The 16,176-nt window shown below is 52.5% G+C and carries 16 protein-coding genes and 1 pseudogene; 10 read left to right on the forward strand and 7 right to left on the reverse strand.

All coding sequences use genetic code 11. The features are described from left to right. The first annotated feature begins 427 nt into the window (after nucleotides 1–427). Both KRAC_RS39385 and KRAC_RS39390 read left to right on the forward strand, forming a co-directional pair. A complete protein-coding gene (locus KRAC_RS39385) occupies nucleotides 428–1,171 on the forward strand; it encodes a cupredoxin domain-containing protein (RefSeq protein WP_007917040.1) in 744 nt (247 codons plus the stop codon). A gap of 152 nt (nucleotides 1,172–1,323) precedes the next feature. Continuing rightward, nucleotides 1,324–1,893, forward strand: a complete 570-nt coding sequence (locus KRAC_RS39390; protein ID WP_007917041.1) for a hypothetical protein — start codon at nucleotides 1,324–1,326, stop codon at nucleotides 1,891–1,893. Nucleotides 1,894–2,246: 353 nt separating this feature from the next. Here KRAC_RS39390 and KRAC_RS39395 read toward each other — a convergent pair whose 3' ends face one another. After that, the gene (locus KRAC_RS39395; RefSeq protein WP_007917042.1) at nucleotides 2,247–3,374 is read right to left on the reverse strand and encodes an RNA-guided endonuclease InsQ/TnpB family protein; all 1,128 of its coding nucleotides are present in this window, start codon (nucleotides 3,372–3,374) and stop codon (nucleotides 2,247–2,249) included. 76 nt (nucleotides 3,375–3,450) lie between these two features. On the opposite strand from KRAC_RS39395, the gene KRAC_RS67215 reads away from it, so the two are divergent. From KRAC_RS67215 to KRAC_RS76855, 3 genes are all read left to right on the forward strand, one after another. Then, nucleotides 3,451–3,642 (forward strand): ribbon-helix-helix domain-containing protein, encoded by a 192-nt coding sequence (locus tag KRAC_RS67215; RefSeq protein ID WP_007917043.1) that lies wholly within the window; start codon nucleotides 3,451–3,453, stop codon nucleotides 3,640–3,642. A gap of 95 nt (nucleotides 3,643–3,737) precedes the next feature. After that, nucleotides 3,738–4,121, forward strand: a complete 384-nt coding sequence (locus KRAC_RS39400) for a hypothetical protein (RefSeq protein WP_040445717.1) — start codon at nucleotides 3,738–3,740, stop codon at nucleotides 4,119–4,121. Next, entirely contained in the window at nucleotides 4,114–5,028 is a 915-nt protein-coding gene (locus tag KRAC_RS76855; RefSeq protein WP_040445718.1) for a hypothetical protein, read from the forward strand. Before KRAC_RS39400 ends, KRAC_RS76855 begins: the two co-directional genes overlap by 8 nt. A gap of 111 nt (nucleotides 5,029–5,139) precedes the next feature. Here KRAC_RS76855 and KRAC_RS80030 read toward each other — a convergent pair. After that, nucleotides 5,140–5,277: pseudogene (locus tag KRAC_RS80030) on the reverse strand (hypothetical protein); the annotation flags it as partial. A gap of 136 nt (nucleotides 5,278–5,413) precedes the next feature. After that, entirely contained in the window at nucleotides 5,414–5,587 is a 174-nt protein-coding gene (locus KRAC_RS72230) for a hypothetical protein (protein WP_007912987.1), read from the reverse strand. A 37-nt stretch (nucleotides 5,588–5,624) separates the two neighbouring features. On the opposite strand from KRAC_RS72230, the gene KRAC_RS63405 reads away from it, so the two are divergent. Further along, nucleotides 5,625–6,866 carry an IS110 family RNA-guided transposase gene (locus KRAC_RS63405; RefSeq protein WP_007912989.1) on the forward strand — a complete coding sequence of 414 codons (1,242 nt, stop codon included), beginning with the start codon at nucleotides 5,625–5,627 and terminating at the stop codon, nucleotides 6,864–6,866. 221 nt (nucleotides 6,867–7,087) lie between these two features. Next, nucleotides 7,088–8,554 (forward strand): IS66 family transposase, encoded by a 1,467-nt coding sequence (tnpC, locus tag KRAC_RS39420; protein WP_007917045.1) that lies wholly within the window; start codon nucleotides 7,088–7,090, stop codon nucleotides 8,552–8,554. A 51-nt stretch (nucleotides 8,555–8,605) separates the two neighbouring features. Here the strand turns inward: tnpC and KRAC_RS39425 are convergent, their stop codons facing one another. The 4 genes from KRAC_RS39425 to KRAC_RS39440 all read right to left on the reverse strand — a co-directional run bounded on the left by KRAC_RS39425 (nucleotide 8,606) and on the right by KRAC_RS39440 (nucleotide 12,545). Continuing rightward, entirely contained in the window at nucleotides 8,606–9,391 is a 786-nt protein-coding gene (locus KRAC_RS39425; protein ID WP_007917046.1) for a hypothetical protein, read from the reverse strand. 156 nt (nucleotides 9,392–9,547) lie between these two features. Then, nucleotides 9,548–9,955, reverse strand: a complete 408-nt coding sequence (locus KRAC_RS39430; RefSeq protein WP_052568946.1) for a transposase — start codon at nucleotides 9,953–9,955, stop codon at nucleotides 9,548–9,550. 89 nt (nucleotides 9,956–10,044) lie between these two features. Continuing rightward, nucleotides 10,045–10,347, reverse strand: a complete 303-nt coding sequence (locus tag KRAC_RS39435) for a hypothetical protein (RefSeq protein WP_040445720.1) — start codon at nucleotides 10,345–10,347, stop codon at nucleotides 10,045–10,047. Between the two features lie 473 nt (nucleotides 10,348–10,820). Then, on the reverse strand, nucleotides 10,821–12,545 hold the full coding sequence (locus KRAC_RS39440; protein WP_007917048.1) for a leucine-rich repeat domain-containing protein: 1,725 nt from the start codon (nucleotides 12,543–12,545) through the stop codon (nucleotides 10,821–10,823). Nucleotides 12,546–13,715: 1,170 nt separating this feature from the next. Here KRAC_RS39440 and KRAC_RS39450 point away from each other — a divergent pair. The 3 genes from KRAC_RS39450 (at nucleotide 13,716) to KRAC_RS67220 (ending at nucleotide 15,675) form a co-directional block, all read left to right on the forward strand. Continuing rightward, nucleotides 13,716–14,390, forward strand: coding sequence for a hypothetical protein (locus tag KRAC_RS39450; protein ID WP_007917053.1), 675 nt, complete (start codon nucleotides 13,716–13,718; stop codon nucleotides 14,388–14,390). A 185-nt stretch (nucleotides 14,391–14,575) separates the two neighbouring features. After that, on the forward strand, nucleotides 14,576–15,100 hold the full coding sequence (locus tag KRAC_RS39455) for a hypothetical protein (protein ID WP_040445721.1): 525 nt from the start codon (nucleotides 14,576–14,578) through the stop codon (nucleotides 15,098–15,100). Nucleotides 15,101–15,270: 170 nt separating this feature from the next. Beyond that, nucleotides 15,271–15,675: a zinc ribbon domain-containing protein gene (locus tag KRAC_RS67220; protein ID WP_083815020.1), complete on the forward strand. Its 405-nt coding sequence runs from the start codon at nucleotides 15,271–15,273 to the stop codon at nucleotides 15,673–15,675. The last annotated feature ends 501 nt before the right edge of the window (nucleotides 15,676–16,176 follow it).

Genomic DNA, 16,176 nt, shown 5'->3' on the forward strand with positions numbered 1-16,176 from the left:
CTTAGTGCATTCTCAAGGCACCTCTTTGGGAAAGAGGAAAAGTGAGCGAGGGCACCTCGCGCTCCGGCAGGGAGAGCCCTGCATCCCCTTTCCCTAACAGGGCAATCGCATCTAAATAACCCCATCAAGAACGCGCAAGAGATAAGAGTTGTCCCAACTGGCTTTGAGACGCTTGGCATGGATGCCGACCCGAGACGACTTTTCCTGGCGCAAGAGATGAAGGGGTATTGTCAACTTAAATTTTTTTGTTGATGAGCTTTCACCACTTCGATGCCATATCAGCCATAATTCTCGAATAAACAAGGGCAAGAAACAGGGCACAATCCCCACTTTGAGGTCTGTTTCTCTTCTATAAGCTCTACAATTGTAATTAAGTTGACAATACCGACACGTGAAGCGTCCCGCACGGGCGAGAAAGAGTACAACGATGTTTAACTCGAGTGACCCGCAGAGCCAGTATCCGCAGAACAGTCCCAACGATCCCTACCATCCTGACAATGAATACAACCCGAGCAACCTCAAGAGCCTGTATCCCCAAGATAATAGGAACCAGCGGACTTGCGCCCAAGATAGGAGAATCACCTGGCTGGTAATCCTTTTACTCATTGGCACATGCACACTCACCATCTTGTCCGTCCTGCACTTCCGGGCTCAACCCCCAGCCTTCTTCTTCCAGGTGCAGACGCTGAGTATCGGCGCACTCTTGATCATAGGTGCGCTCACGTTCGGGCTGTTGATCTTCTTCAGGGCGCTTGCCAAAGCTGAACAAGGGTCGTTCATGGGCAAGCTGAACAGAGGATTGTTTTTCCTGACAATCCTGGCAATCATCGGCGCTCTCCTTTTCTGGACTATCCTTATTAATCCCGACATCGGCCTGACCAGCACCGGTTTCACTCGCACCTCTGTCTCCATCAACACAGGAGACGCGATCTATTTTCATAATCTCGCCAATGGAGTCACGCAGTTTCTCTGTGTGGGAGTTAACCAGAACTGCCAGCCTGGGAAGAGTGATCCCGCCCAACTCGATTACGGGCTGGTAATTCAACCAGATCAGACCGTAAGCGTGGTCTTTGACGTGGAGGGGAACTACCATATCACGAGCACAACCACTCCACATATGAACATGACGGTCAATGTGTACGTATCTCGTGGAGGTGGAGGTGGAGGTTAATTCTTCCAATCCAGGCGCGCAACCTTTCAGTGCAGGAGGAGCGGAGCTCTCTCTATGCCATCAACTCTAACGAGAGCGGCTTGGTCATGGTCGAAGTTCGCCTAACATCCTGGTATATAGATATCGCTCCAAAGAAATAAGAGCAATTCTCTATGACAGTTTCCATCTCACTCTATGAGTTTTTCCGAACAGGGGCGTTTGGTCCTCTCCACCTGGGAATGGCATGTGGACAAATAGAGGCCATCCTGGGTCCGCCAGATGACTACGCTGTTCTTTCGCAACGCGAGCATTGGCAGTGCAAAGAGGATGCTCCCTGGAGATATTCTAAGTGTTGGCGCTACGGTGGTGTGGAACTGTTCTTTGATGAGGAGAAAAATTTGGAGGCCCTACACCTGGATTATCTATTTGAGTGTCTTCCCTCTGGTGGAGAAAAGATCCAATTAGATCCCTGGATACTCCATCCCGGCCTTTCTTTAGAGGAGGCAGAAATAGCTTGTACGGAACGTCAACTGGCGTATCAGGTCCGTTGGGAGGACCCCTTTAATGAAGGAGTGGCCCATCTGGTCTTCGAAACAGGGGCTGACTTGTATTTTGAGGTGGAGGTGGAGGATCTCCGGCCGAGAGGACTGTGGTTGCTGTATTTCCCGGATACGCGAAAGCGCTATTATGATGAGGCTGGGCATTTGCGTAAGTTGAAAGGCCAGAAGAGAGGAGCGAACTAAATATGCAACCCGGGTGAAAAGGATGGGAATTGAGAGTGCTTTGTTGCGTTTTAGTTCGCGAATTGGTCTCAGTCATGACAACTCCCAACTTGCGTTTCAGGGCTGGTGAACGATTGCTGAGAGGAACGTTTCTGACTGAACACGAAAAGGGACAGGCAAAAGCCAGGAGAAATATATCTGTTTCATGGAAGACCTCAAGAGATCTCTTCCCAGAGAAGATGGATACGCATTCAGTATGACGCATTCTCCATTGACACTCCCCCGGATAAATCCAGGGGGATTCTTCTCTCATCCAGGTTGCTTGCAGCGTCCCATTGCTGAGACGTGTAGAGGCCATCCTGTCCAGAAGCGTTTCATGCACTCACAGGTGCATCAGTTCCCGTATGCCCTACGGTACTGAGCGCTTTTTGCAAAATGTTCAACGCCGCATTCTGATCCCTGTCTAAGATCACTCCACAGTTAGTACAGACATGGGTACGCACGCTCAAACTTTTCTTGACGAGCGTGCCACACGCTGAACAGTTTTGACTGGTAAACTGGGGTGAGACTGCCATGACAGGGATCTGATGCAAGGCAGCGTAGTAGTTCACCCAGTGCAAAAAACGACCCCAACCAGCATCGCTGATACTCTTTGAGAGGTGTCTGTTTCTCACCATGTTGCGTATGTGCAAGTCTTCAAAGGCAATCAGATCGTGAGATGTGACAAGCGCGTTTGCCTGTTTCCTGGCAAAATCTTCACGCTGCCTTTGGACGTTCAAATGCGCTTTGGCAACAGCTTTGCGTGCCTTTTTGCGATTCTGACTTTTTTTTTGTTTCTTCGAGAGGCGACGTTGCAAGCGTTTGAGGCGTTTTTCCGCTTTGCGATAGTGACGGGGATTCTCAACAGTTCCCCCTTCAGAATCCGTATAGAACGCTTTTAAGCCTACATCAATCCCTACCTGTTTCCCTGTGGGGACGTGTTCAACGTGTCGTTCTGCCTGCACTGCAAACTGGACATAGTATCCATCGGCGCGTCTCACAAGATGGATTCGCTTGATCTGCTTGGCTGGAAAGGTTTCAATCTCTCGTGTACCAATCAAACGAAGTTTGCCAATGCCACACCCATCCGTGAAGGTAATATGTCGCCCGTCTGGCTCTAATTTCCATCCTGTTGTTTTATACTCCACAGAACGGTTATTTTTCTGAAAACGGGGATATCCCTTCTTTCCTGGTTTCTTCTGTTTGCAGTTGTCATAAAAGCGAGCAATAGCAGACCACGCCCGGTCAGCACTCGCTTGACGTGCCTGGGAATTGAGAGAGGAAGCAAAGGGGAATGCTTTGGCAAGAACGGCGCAATAGCATTGCAAGTCATTTTTGTTGGCATGGTCATCCATCCAAAGACGAAGGCACTTATTACGAATGAACTGCACAATGCGAATGGCTTCATCAATCGCCGCGTATTGTGCTTTGGTACCATCGAGCTTGTATTCATACATCAGCATTGCGCCCTTGCTCCTTTCCTCTTTCTATGTTAGAGTATACAACACTCATTGCTGTATGTCAATTGTGGGAGAAAACATGAAACGGACAAATTTGTATTTAACAGAGAAACAAATGGAACGCCTTCGTCAGCGTTCCGAACAGGAAGGGGTAGCAATAGCGGAATTAGTACGACGTGCGGTTGATAGTTTTTTAGCCTGGGATGACCCAACCTATCAACCCATGCCTCCCACACCCCAAACAAGGAAGAGCCATTCATCCCCCGGATAAATCACGGGGGCTTTCTGGCTCTTTCTCTGTAACTATCCAGATCACGCCGCAATCCATGCCCTCAGCTCGCTCCTTCCTGGATGGGAGAGGTAACCGTGATCGCGCATTATCTTCGGCATCTGGGTGTGCTGTCGGCTCTTGAGGAGCGTGTGCGCTTTGCACGGCGCCGATTTGGACATTACGACCTTCTTGACTTTGCGGTCGTACTCCTGGGCTATGCGATCAGTGGCGAACACACGCTGGAGGCGTTCTTCTATGAGCGAGTGCAGCCCTTTGCCAACATGTTTATGGCCCTGTTCGGACGAGATCGCTTACCTGCTCGTTCAACGCTCTCTCGCTTTCTTGCTGCGCTTTCGCAAGCTCCTATCGAGGCGTTGCGCTCGCTGTTTCTTGAAGACCTACTCGCTCGGCCACTGGAGAAGGAGGAGAAACCAGGGGGGGCTGTGGGGTCGGCAAGGCACCTATTGGTTGGTGTTTGATATCGAAGGGACCCGACAAACTGCTCGCCAACGCGCCTTGCGCTTCACCCCTGATCTCCCAGCAGCACAACGCCGATTGAACGAGATCTGCGCTCCTGGTTATACAGGACGGAAGCGAGGGGAAGTCGTCCGGACGTGCACGACCATTCTCCAAGCCCATACGCACCAGTGGATCGGCACGTTTTCGGGGGCGTCGGGAGCAGGCAATGGTGATTACCGGGGAGAACTGCGACAGGCGGTGAAGATGATCAGTGGGTATGTGAAAGCTCAATCTCTTCCCCTAAGCCGGGCGGTGGTCCGTCTGGACGGCCAATACGGCAATGGAGTCATTGTCGCCGATTTGGCTGGACTCTCGTATGTGATACGGGGCAAGGACTACAGCCTCCTCGACTTCCCAGAAATCCAGGCCAAACTCTCGCTGCCCCCAGACCAGCAGACGATCCATCCCGAAACGGGAACCAGCAGGGCGCTCTTTGACTGCCCCGATGTGCTTTTAACCCCAGCAGGGCCACGTACACGGGCCATTGTCGCCACACATCCGGCGGCTGAAGCCGAGGCGAAGGTTGGTACCACGCGCGGCGAGGTGGTCTACGAGGTGTTCTACACGGCCCTGCCAGGAGAAGCGTTCACCCCTGCCGATGTCGTGGACCTCTACCTGCACCGGGGAGCGTTCGAGTGCGTGCTCTCTGATGAAGATCAGGAGCAAGATCCTGATCGCTGGTGTTCTCGTACTGCTTGGGGCCAGGAGTTCTGGCAAATCCTCGCGCAATGGGTCTGGAACGCACCGCCCGGGAATTGGGGCATGCACTCCATCCCATGCCCATGCGCACGACGGAATTTGCTCCCGCATCAGTGGGTGAGTCTGCGGAGGCGGCGCCTGATCCGGTCTATCGACCCTCCGAGCTAGCTCCTGTTGTCTATGGACCGCCGCAGTGGGCGCGTCCGTCGTACACCAAAGGATTTGCTGGAGCGGCTGAAACACCTCGGCCAATGTGGGTGGAATTTGCTGCTGCCAGGTCTGATAGCGCTCGTAGGCATCTTGCGCAGAGCCAGCGTCGTAGATGCGAAAAAACTGTTCTTTGACCTGGAATAAGTCATGGAGCAGGGGATTGAAGCCGGTCCACGATTCGAGAATGAAGCGCTGCTGATCGGTCAAGTCTTTTTCGCGATTGAGAAGAATTTAGTAACTCATATACTAATTGTTAGGAGAGAAGAGAGAAGGCAAAAGCTCATCTCTTCTCGACGATGGAACCAACAGGAGAGCCTTTGTCGTGACATGCGGCCTGTTGACCCTAACGGTGACCGCCTTGAGTAGACGGCTCTCTGTCCATCAGGATGGCAAACGACCATTGGGCTTGTTGCAGCGTTTGTCGCAGAGAAGATGACTGCCGATCCAGCGTGAGTTCTCGCTTCTCCTGAAAGGACAGGACTCCTGTTGCGACGACCTGGGTGGAGCATGGATGCATGCGAGAACCAACTCCATGAGAAAGGAGAAGGCTGATCATGTCCAACAGCAATGTTGTCCCGACGCCGCCAGAACCGGCATCTCTTCGGTATGTGGTTGGAATCGACATTGGCAGTCAAACCTGCGCCATGTGCTGTTTGACTCCTGAGAAACGGCAGGTCTTCAAACCAAGCACCTTTGCCAATACGAGAGAGGGCTTTGACTGGCTCTTTGAGAAACTCGCGAGCCTCAAGAGCGATCCCTCCTCGATTCTCGTTGGATTAGAGGCGACCTCGCGTTACGGAGAAAATCTTTCGCAGGCCCTGCTCAAGGCTGGATACCGGCTTTGTCTGTTGCATCCGGCTCAAGTGCATGCCTTTGCGCAGCAGCGAGGCCTGCGTGCCAAAACGGATCAACTGGATGCCGGCACCATCGCACGCGTCTTGCTCAGTGGGGAAGCCCGCTTTGGCTACTTGCCCGATGAGCACACTGGGACCTACCGCGAACTGCTTCGCTTGCAACAACAACTCAGTGAGGATGTGGTCCGCTACAAAAACGAACTGCATGCGCTTCTGGTCGTTTTGTTTCCTGAGTTCGTGCAGGTGTTTGCCGACCCAACACGCCCCACCGCTCTGGCAGTCCTGAAGCGCTATCCCAGTGCTCAGGCGGTCGTGGACGCCGGGGTCGAGCAGCTGTCTCACCTCTTGCATGAGTTGGCTCCTCACCATTATGGCCGCCCAACTGCTCAAGCTCTTTTCGCCTTGGCTCAGACCTCGATTGCCAGCGGGGTGGCGGTGATGGCACGCTCGAAAAGCATGTCGATTGTGTGTGATCAGCTGGAGCATACGCTCATCAATCTGGCTCAGCTTGAGCAAGAAATTGATCAGCTGCTGACCAATGATCCCCAGGCCAAGCGCTTGCTGGCTGTTGCCGAGTTTGGACCACTGACCGTTGCAGTGCTGCGAGCCGAATTGGGGGACGTGCAGCGCTTTGCCCATATGGATCAAGTCGTGGCCTACGTTGGGTTGGATATCCAGGTGAAGCAGAGTGGGAAATGGAAAGGACAAAGCAAGCTCTCCAAACGGGGGAGCGGACGAGTTCGTCGCTTGCTCTACCTGGCTGCCTTGCGCTCGCTGCATGAGAAACACTCTCCCTTCAAGGACTACTATCAGCGTCTGGTGGATCGTGGCTTGAAAAAAGGGACGGCTTTGGTTGCCGTGATGCGAAAAATGATCATCGTGGGTGTTCACCTGCTCAAGACCCAGGATCTCTACGATGCGAACAAGGTTGGCATCCAATAGGTGAGCTAGCCGCGCGGCTAGCTCACCTATTGGATGCGCCCCCCACCCCCCGAGGGAATGCGGTGGGGTTACACCTGGAAGGTTTCCAGGCGCTCGGGGGAGAGATTGTGTCTTTTCCCGTCAAGCGAGAAGAAATCCCCCCAAAAAGGGACTTGACAAATGTTATGGCTTCTACTCAGGTCTCCTTGGGGAGGGCTGGACAAAGCTGATAAACTACAAGCATGACCGAAGAAGAAGCCCAACAACTGAGAAAAGAACACGCAGAACTCAAAGAAGAGGTTGCACGAAAAGACCGGCGCATTGAGGAACTCGAGGGGCTGCTGCTGAGTGCGCTTCTGCGTATTGAAGAGTTAGAGCGACGGCTGGCGAAAGATAGCCATAACAGTAGCAAGCCTCCGTCCAGCGATGGTCCCTCGCGCAAACAGATGCCGCGTCCCACGAGCAGCCAGCCAAAGGGAGGGCAACCAGGTCACCGCGGACATGCGCTTCCACTCGTGGAGACGCCTGATCAGGTAATCACGCATCGACCCAGTCATTGCGAAGCCTGCCACTGCGAGCTAGGAGAAGCGGCGGGACAGGTCAAAGAACGTCGACAAATCCATGAGTTGCCTGTCCTGCGTCTGGAGGTCACCGAACACCAAGTGGAGGTCATTGACTGTCCCGTGTGTCACCATCTGACGGCAGCCAGCTTTCCGGTTGGGGTGAATGCGCCCGCCCAATATGGGCCACGAGTGCAAGCGCTGGCGGTCTATTTGTCGCAGTATCAATTGCTGCCGATGGAGCGCATTGGGGAAGTGCTTGAGGATCTCTTGGGGTGTCCGCTCTCCGACGGGACGCTGGCGAACTGGACACAGGAGGCGGCTCGCACGCTTGGTCCGACGATGCATATCCTCAAGAGATTGCTGCTGTTACAAAAGCTGGACCATGTTGATGAAACGGGGGGGCGAGTCAAGGGGTTACTGCATTGGTTTCACGTCAATGCCACCCAGTGGTTGACCCTCTACCATTGGCATCGCCAACGAGGTCAGAAGGCGATGGATGCCATTGGGATTTTACCACAGTATTCGGGGCGAGCGATCCATGATCGATTGAGCAGCTACGATCACTACGGGTGTGCGCATAGCGTGTGTGGAGCGCACCTGTTACGCGATTGCCTGTTGATCGCCGAGCGCGACCATCAACCTTGGGCGCAACAGATGCATGACCTGTTGCGGTCGATGAGCCACATCACGGCCCGTTTTCGCGTGACCGGTGCGCATCGGCTTCCTCAAGGGGAACGCGATGCTCTGGTGCTTCGGTATTTCGAGATTCTCCAGCAGGGTTTTGCCCTCCATCGCATGCTTGCTCCCCCTCCAGATGCTTCTGCCCCCAAAAAAACCGGTCGTCGCAAACAAGATGACGCGAAAAATCTTCTAGATGCCCTTCTTGCGCGGGCCGAGCAGGTACTCGCTTTCCTGGACGATCTCGCGGTGCCTATAAGCCCCAACCAGGCGGAGAGAGATCTTCGGATGATAAAAGTTCAGCAAAAGATTTCTGGGACCTTTCGCAGTGCCGAAGGGGCCACGGCTTTTTGTGTCATTCGCAGCTATCTCTCGACGATGAGGAAGCAGGGCCGCTCCATGCTTGCTGCCATGACAGCGGTCTTTGAAGGGTCCCCATTTTCCATCGCCTGGGAACCAGGGACCTGAGCAGTTCCCCTGATAGTTCGCTTTTCTCTCGTAAAAGTCATGTGATGATACTTAGAAAGGTATCATGTCTCTTTGTACCTCATCGAGATGTGTAGCAAGTAAGGATGGCATCGCTTCACGTGCCGGGAACCCCGCATGCAAGCAACAGAGGCGCAAGTAGTTGACAAAGGTCGTGTGATGCTCTTCATTGAGCAAGACTGCATCGGCAGTGGCGGTCTTCGAAATGCGGATTTCATAGGGGGAGCCACCACTCATATTCGCTTTGTGATACAAATCGGGAGCAATAACCACATGATAGTATTCCTCTGGGAGCGGCTGTTCTTCTTCTCTATACCCATCGGCCCAGTCATCGCTATCCTCTGGTGGCTCTTCAAGCGGTTCCTCAACCAGTTCCCGATCAAACGCAAAGACAACCAACGGATCAAAGATCTTCGCCTCTTCATCCCAACCCATGAAGTTCACCCCGCCAACTTCTTGATAGAAGGCTCGCAAGGAAAGGGGAAGGAGTCCTACTTCACGCTCCAAAACACCTAACTGCACAACGATATTTGAAGGAGGTTCGGTACGTACTGGTGGAATTGCTTGGATCCAAGCAAGCGCCTGCACGGAGAAGTCTCTGTCCTTGGGGAGCTGATCGTGGAGAAAGACGTAGCCAAGTGCTCGCAAACGAGGGATCATTCTTTCAATGTTCTGCCGAACCCGTCGCATGGTTTCGCAGGCCGCTGCCCAAGCGTCGGAGTAGATTGGCTCGTTCTGTATCTGATCACCTAGCGCGACAAGTTCAGCCCAGACTTGGATACACTCACCTTGGAGATAACGCTCTAAATAACTGGCCATGTCCTTCTTTCCTGTCCTCAGGTCTTCCTCAAACGCTTTTTCTGCGGATTGAAGATCAGTATATCAAAACCGAGCATTGTTGTCGAAACAAGCAAGCGCACTTTTTTCTGGGATGAGCCGGTTCCCCTTTCCCTGTCGCATGGGGAACCTGAGTAGTTACAGAATTTTTCTATCTTGCTTCAATTGCTTTGCTTGAGATGGAGAAAGCGTCTCGCGCAGCGATTTGCGTACCGTTTCCACAACTTCATTGATTTGCCGTACTACATGATACTTATCCGCAATGATGCTTGCTTTCGGTAGTATTGCCTGTATTGCCAATCTGTACGGATTCCAGAGGTCCATCGTGACACATTCCACTCGATCCGCGCCTGGGAGCCGACTTAGCCACTTTTTGACAGACTCCATATCACGCTTTGGAAGCAAATCCACGATGTAACGGTGCTCAATGTCAGTGAGCACACAATAAATGTGGTCTTCGACGTAAATTTCGTCGATACCCAGCCATCGAGGGGTTGGGATAACATATTCCTGCTCCAGGCGTGCGGCTTCGGCATGAAAGATCATGCGTACCATCTTTTCACCCATGTCTAGCGTCGAAGCTAAGCCCGCAAAGGTGCTGGTGAGTTGGAGCTCGTGAACCTCGATGTAGCGAACTAGGCGCTCAGTTGCATCATGGCAGAGGTGAACACCTGGAAGCTCGTCGAGAAAGGTGCCAGAGCAGTCCCGGCAGCGATATCTACGCCTATGGACAAGCAGCGCACCGGCTTCATGCGAATAGGCAGATCGAAAACGGTACGCGACCTTGAACCAAAATGATACGGTGGCCTGGTGCTGCCACAGAGTGGGTATGCAAAAGACACCTCTACAAGCTCTGCTTCAATGAGGAGGTGCTCATCCGTATCCTTGACTGCTTGCACTACCCATCCAGGCAAATCTAACAAGTCGGCGTTTTGCACTAAAAAATAGTCTATCCTTTAGTAATCGTTTTGAAGGTGTATCCCTTCCTCCTTCCTTCTAACGCACGATCCCAAAAGAGGAAATCACGAATCAGGCGACTTTCCCCTACAGCACGATCGATCTGCAGTGTTGCCAGTGCTTCATCGCTTGTCGCTGACGGTACGCCCGCACCCGACACCAATCAGAGGAGTACTCTTTGGGGCGGTGCCCCGCTGTGTCAGCGCTCGCGTAATTTTGCGCCCACATAACCGGCTCAGGATAACAGACGAGTCGCTGAGCCGAGTACCATGCACAAGCCACAGATCTGGATTGCGATCCCCCTACTCCCGCTCAGCGACAAATGAGTTATGTGCCTGTTCCTGGTCAAATTAAAACGGGCGTTAATAGCTGCGCAACCAATGCATGCCCGAGCCTTTCAGACGGGCTTGTTGCCCAGGCAGGAAAGCATCGTCCGCTCGGGAGAGATTGGGAGTCAGTCTGAGTATTTCACGATTCCACAGCTTCGCAAGATCTCGACTGTCGGGTCTTCACTCCTGTCCGGTTCCAGTACCACCAACTCAAGCGCGGGGAATGAGAGGAGCGCGTCGAGGTTGAGCAGTCGCTTGCATTTCCACAGGTTAAGATAAGTCAGGTGCTTAAGCGAAGCGAGCATTGCCAGATCTTCCTCATCCAACTGTTGACAGAATGTCAGGTCCAGGTAGGTCAGTTCCGTCAACTGTGCCAGTGGGGAGAAATCCGTCACGGTTTTACAGTATGTCAAACGCAGGATGCTCAATTTCTTCAACCCGGCCAGGGGTGACAGATCTTTCACTGCATCGGCGGACGACAATCGAAGCGTGTGCAATGCGCTCAATCCCGCCAAGGGCGACAAATCCTCCACGGCCTGACACTCCTTCAGATTGAGTTCGGTCAAGCGGGTCAATCCACTTAGGGGCGACAAATCCTCCGTCTCTCTGCAATCATCGATGGTCATGGTCTCTACCTCGCGCAATTGCGCGAGAGGCGACAGGTCTACCTTGTGATATTGCTGCATGCCGAAATGAAGTTCTTTTAATGCTCCTAAGTTTGCCAGTGGTGAAATATCCCGAAATTTCCCCCACAACGGAAGCTCCAGCGACTGCAATCTCCGTAGGTTTGCCAGCGGGGAAAGATCGCTTATTTCAGAGCACCCCTGCAACGAGAGCGCCCTCAGCTCTTGCATCTCGGCCAAAGGGGTGAGGTCGTTGAGCTGTTTGCAATAGCGACACTCCAGCATCCGCAGCCCTTGCAACAGAGGGAGCGTTGAAAGATCTTTCAGCCCTTCCCAGTGTGAGAGCCTGAGTGCGGACAGATGTGAAAACGATGGAAGAGGGGGAAGCGCACTCCTCTCTCTGATGCGCGTAAGCGTCAACCGCTCCAGATCTAGCAGCGCTGATAACGTCGTGGCAGCAAAGTTGCCCTCGATTGTCAGTTCCCTTAGCTGAGGCAGGATCGACAGTTGAGAGAGATCAACAGGCTTCCAGCAGGAAATGTTGCAATGCTCCAAACTGGCGTGTGCTGGCAGTGAAGAAAGATCGCTCAGAGTCCCGCTCCAGAGTCTGAATGCTTTCAGGTGTGGGAATGCCTTCAACCCGGAAAGATCGGTCAAATCGCTCCCCTGTATCGAGAGGCTGGTGAGTGGTGACAGGCACGTAAGCGCGGAGAGGTCGGTAGAGGGCCAGGAGTCGATGATTACTTCCTTGAGTCCCGGCATTTGTGTCAGAAATGCCAGGTCCCCCTTTTTACAGGCAGGAGCAGAGGAAAAGAAATGAAGCCGCCCTGTGTAATCAGGCGCATGAGCGAGCGCTTCAATCCCCTTCAACGAGGGTAACTCACCCACGGTAAAGATATCTGCCCCTAACGTTCTGCGTACCTTTGTCTGCAACCAGTTCGGCCACGGCCTGCGCTTCAATCCTCTTTGCAATTTCATGTATTCATCCTGCACTGTCTGCCGTTGATCCTGTTGATACTCGTCCAAGAGCCGCAATGCTGCTGGCTCTCTCATCAGCGCTAGGGCGAGCATACAAACTCGTTGCGTCTTCGTGTCGCGTTGAGGATGGTATTGCAACACCGAAAGTGCTGCCGTGCCGACTGCTGCCAGAAAATGGACTTCTTCTCTCGTCGTGGGAGCGCGTAGGGGAGCAAGAGGGGGAGGAAAGACTTCGCGATGGCTCTCCATGCTTATTCTCCTTCTTTTTTCACAATACTAGCAGTACTCCAATCCAGGAGTCAAGGATCTGAGAGGCTGTTTGGACCGAGAAGCTGCCTTTGGGGTTGGGCTGGAGCTGCACTGTGTGACTGTTGATTGCACATCACGAGGTTCAACGTACCGATGCCGCTCGGAGCCATCCAAGGCGGTGCTATCGGCTTCAGTGATACAATAACTCAGAACTGCCAGGGAATCCGCCCAGTGTTCGTATCTCGTAGATCGTCGCATCCAGATCCTCATTCGTTACTAATACAGAGAGGGGGAGAGTATGAAGCAGAACATCAGAAGGAAACTGGAAGGATGTGTTTTAGCCCCAGTCTTAGCAGGGATGCTCATCTACATTAGACTGTCCCGTTGGCTGAATCCCACCATCATTCGTCTTACGGAGAAGGGGGGGTCTCACACTATTCGTTTGCCTCGCTGGTTTCTCTTTGAGAATGCCGTGAAGTCAGAGGTGAGAGTATGCGCGAGGAATGGTCGTGGCGAGATTCCCAAAAAGGTACGTGGTCGAGGGATGGTGTTACGGCCAGGACAGAAGCGGAAAATATTCTTCCCTGCCGAAAGCTCCTTCGAGATTGAGGTCTATGGAATAGACGGGGAAAGATTGGAGCAGGTCAAGCTCAGGATAGAGATTTCAAGATATGCAGAGTAGGCCTGTCAGTGTGTTTTTGACCTTATCTCGACGTGATAACCTGGAACTAGCTGAGAAGCCGACTCACGTAACGTTGAAACGTCTTTAACGTAAACGACGTAGCGTTTAACGTGGCTTGTAGAACGGAACGAACGTCATTTAAACGTCTTAACGTTAATGTTTAGAACGTATTAAAAAAACATACGTTGTATACGTTGTTGTCATTACCAAATCCACGTCGAGATAATTGATGAAAAACACCGACAGGCCAGTAGCATGCATACTGTTCTTGTCCAGCATTTCTGGTAGCATGAGAGGCATTGTCCAGGGAAGAAATCCGTGTCTCGCTGGCGGTATGGCTTCCTTACCGCGTTGAGAGGGGTTCGCCAGCAGTATCGAGGGTGCGTAAGATCCAAATATTTGACAAATGGCAAAGACGAGGTATGGATGTATGCTACAATAAAATGACATTGATCAATTTCATCGAGCTTGAAAAGGAGTTCTTCCCGATGCAGTATCCGCCACCTCCGCCCCAACAGTATCCTCCAACGTATTCTCAGCAACCACAGCAGTATCTGTATGTACCGCCGAGCAGAAAAGCAGAGGGATTGGTGATCTATCCGCATCGAGGCACGGCGATCAAACGTTTGATCGTTATGATTGTGGTATTTGTGGTATATATCGGCGTGATAATATATCAGGTGTACGTAAAATCCGCGAATGTTACTGATCCTACCAGTATGGCAGTATATAGTGCGATCGGTACTGTCCCCTTGTTGCTAATGATATTGATGATATGTCTAGTAGTGCTGGGGATTTTCTTTCCAAAGCCGATGATGACGATCGACCAGCACGGCATTAGTTTTGCGCAGTTGCCGTCAGTACGAGCAGAAGTACCGGGAGTAAAAGGTGCCTTTCTGGCCTGGTACGAGATTGATATGCTCTATCCTTATACCCATGGGGCTTACAGGTATCTGTGCATTCGGCCGCGCGACCCCAATCTGTATATTGCGCGGGTCGGCGGGATCAGCCCACTGACCCAGAAAGTGCAGGGGCTAACGGGCTCACCAATTAATATAGCCCAGGTCTACCTGGGCCAGCCAGCCAACGAGGTCCTGCGACTGATTTATACGCAGTATACGCAGGAGATTACACAGAACAATATTACATTGCGCATGCAATAATCAGCAAATGCTCGCTTTCTCTCCTTAAGAAGGACGTCCCTCAGAGAGAAAATTTACCGTTTACAGCGAACCTGATACCACCAGGATTGCGGCAAGGGTGCCCTCGGCTTGAGCCGTAGGGAGGAATCGCCGCATATACTACATGCAAGATTGACAATTCTACCGTTTAGTGGTGAAATGCGTGCATGCAGATACAACGAACCGTTCCTCTTGTGATAGCGCCTGATCGCGACCTTGAGCGCACCATTGATGTGTTTCGGGAGGTGCAACATGCCCTCTCTGAACCGTGTTTCAATGGTGGGAAGCCTCTTGGCGCTCTCGCCTTGCAACGGGCGTGTTACCATCAGGTGAAAGGTTCGCTCTCGGCACAAATGACAATTTCTGCTATTCGTCTTGTCTTCGCTGCCTATGCCAGCGCCAGGGCAAATAAAAAGCCCGCGCAATGCCCCTTCTTCTTCAAGAAAGCTCGTGCTTTGTTCCTGGTGGGCAAGCGTGGGCGCGACGCTGATTTTCATCAGGATGGCACCCTCTCCATCTGGACGGTGGCGGGGCGGAAACACCTCACCTATTCCATTCCTCAAGACTTTGAGACCACCTTTGAGAAAGCCGTTGAGATTGATAGCCTCACCGTCACCAAGCGCCATGGCAAGCTCATTGGACGTGTCACATTTATGCTTGACGCCCCAGAACCGCAAGGATTCTCCCGGTAGGGATTGATCTCGAGGAGACCAATGCCCTTGTCGCAGTTGACCCCGATGGGCGCACCTTCTTTGTGAGTGGGAAAAACATCAAAGTCAAAAACTGACGTACCGCCAAGACCCGCGCTCGTCTCCAGCGCAAACATGCGACCCGTAAGGCAGAGAAGAAAGATACACACAGTATTCGGCGTCTTCTCAAACGGCTTGGTCGCACACAACGCAATCGTACCCGCACCTTTGCCCAACAAGCAGCCAAGCAACTGATCACCTTTGCCTCTGAGAATGCCGTGCTCGTCTTTGAGGACTTGCATATGCCCAAACCAGAGAAGGGCAAGCTCAGGGGCAAGGCACTTCGACGTCGAATGTCGCTGTGGCAACGATGCCTCATTCGCACCTGTGTGGAGAACAAAGCTCAGGAATGTGGGCTGAGTGTCACTCAGGTGAACCCTGCCTACACGAGTAAGAATTGTTCTCGCTGTGGTTTGCGTGGGGTGCGCAAACGTCATGCCTTCTCCTGCCCTCACTGCGGTCACACGGACCATGCTGATGTGAATGCGGCGGTAGTGCGCCGTTTCGGCGTACATTAAATTTCTTCCGTAGGAAGATGGGGTTGAGAGTGATAACCTCAAGGACATTCGGCCTACTTGGCGAGGAAACTCAAAGAGGAAAATAGCATGTCGGAAAAGCGGTTAAACGCGAAGGTATGTAGTGTGATGCACCGCGAGTCCTGTACGTATGGTGAAACCTAGACTGGATGAACCTCAGTTTCCAGTGGTCTAAGCATTGGCTCAGCGCAGCATACCTGTGGCGATGTCATTGGAATACACGCCTTTTTAGCGCGGGCGTGGAATACTCTCTCCAATGAACGACCAGTAATGAACTGGTTCAAGGAAACGAACGAGGCACCTAAACGTACTTAACGTTTGATGTGCGCAAATGCGGGATCGTCTACGGGTGCGAGCCTATGACGACGGAGCTTCCATAGTACTCAAACGATCAAGGTAATGCTTGATACAAGGGGAAGGGAAGCAGGGAGTATTGTCGCAGATGGAGCGGTGCGCGAGATGCGTTATGCCTACCTCCATGAA

Origin of the sequence: Ktedonobacter racemifer DSM 44963 (genome assembly GCF_000178855.1) — a bacterium.
GTDB lineage: Bacteria > Chloroflexota > Ktedonobacteria > Ktedonobacterales > Ktedonobacteraceae > Ktedonobacter > Ktedonobacter racemifer.

Coding starts and splice junctions, on each gene's coding strand:
- KRAC_RS39385 (WP_007917040.1), top strand. CDS start 428: ATGTTTAACTCGAGTGACCCGCAGAGCCAGTATCCGCAGAACAGTCCC.
- KRAC_RS39390 (WP_007917041.1), top strand. CDS start 1,324: ATGACAGTTTCCATCTCACTCTATGAGTTTTTCCGAACAGGGGCGTTT.
- KRAC_RS39395 (WP_007917042.1), bottom strand. CDS start 3,374: ATGCTGATGTATGAATACAAGCTCGATGGTACCAAAGCACAATACGCG.
- KRAC_RS67215 (WP_007917043.1), top strand. CDS start 3,451: ATGAAACGGACAAATTTGTATTTAACAGAGAAACAAATGGAACGCCTT.
- KRAC_RS72230 (WP_007912987.1), bottom strand. CDS start 5,587: ATGCATCCATGCTCCACCCAGGTCGTCGCAACAGGAGTCCTGTCCTTT.
- KRAC_RS63405 (WP_007912989.1), top strand. CDS start 5,625: ATGTCCAACAGCAATGTTGTCCCGACGCCGCCAGAACCGGCATCTCTT.
- tnpC (WP_007917045.1), top strand. CDS start 7,088: ATGACCGAAGAAGAAGCCCAACAACTGAGAAAAGAACACGCAGAACTC.
- KRAC_RS39425 (WP_007917046.1), bottom strand. CDS start 9,391: ATGGCCAGTTATTTAGAGCGTTATCTCCAAGGTGAGTGTATCCAAGTC.
- KRAC_RS39430 (WP_052568946.1), bottom strand. CDS start 9,955: ATGATCTTTCATGCCGAAGCCGCACGCCTGGAGCAGGAATATGTTATC.
- KRAC_RS39440 (WP_007917048.1), bottom strand. CDS start 12,545: ATGGAGAGCCATCGCGAAGTCTTTCCTCCCCCTCTTGCTCCCCTACGC.
- KRAC_RS39450 (WP_007917053.1), top strand. CDS start 13,716: ATGCAGTATCCGCCACCTCCGCCCCAACAGTATCCTCCAACGTATTCT.
- KRAC_RS39455 (WP_040445721.1), top strand. CDS start 14,576: ATGCAGATACAACGAACCGTTCCTCTTGTGATAGCGCCTGATCGCGAC.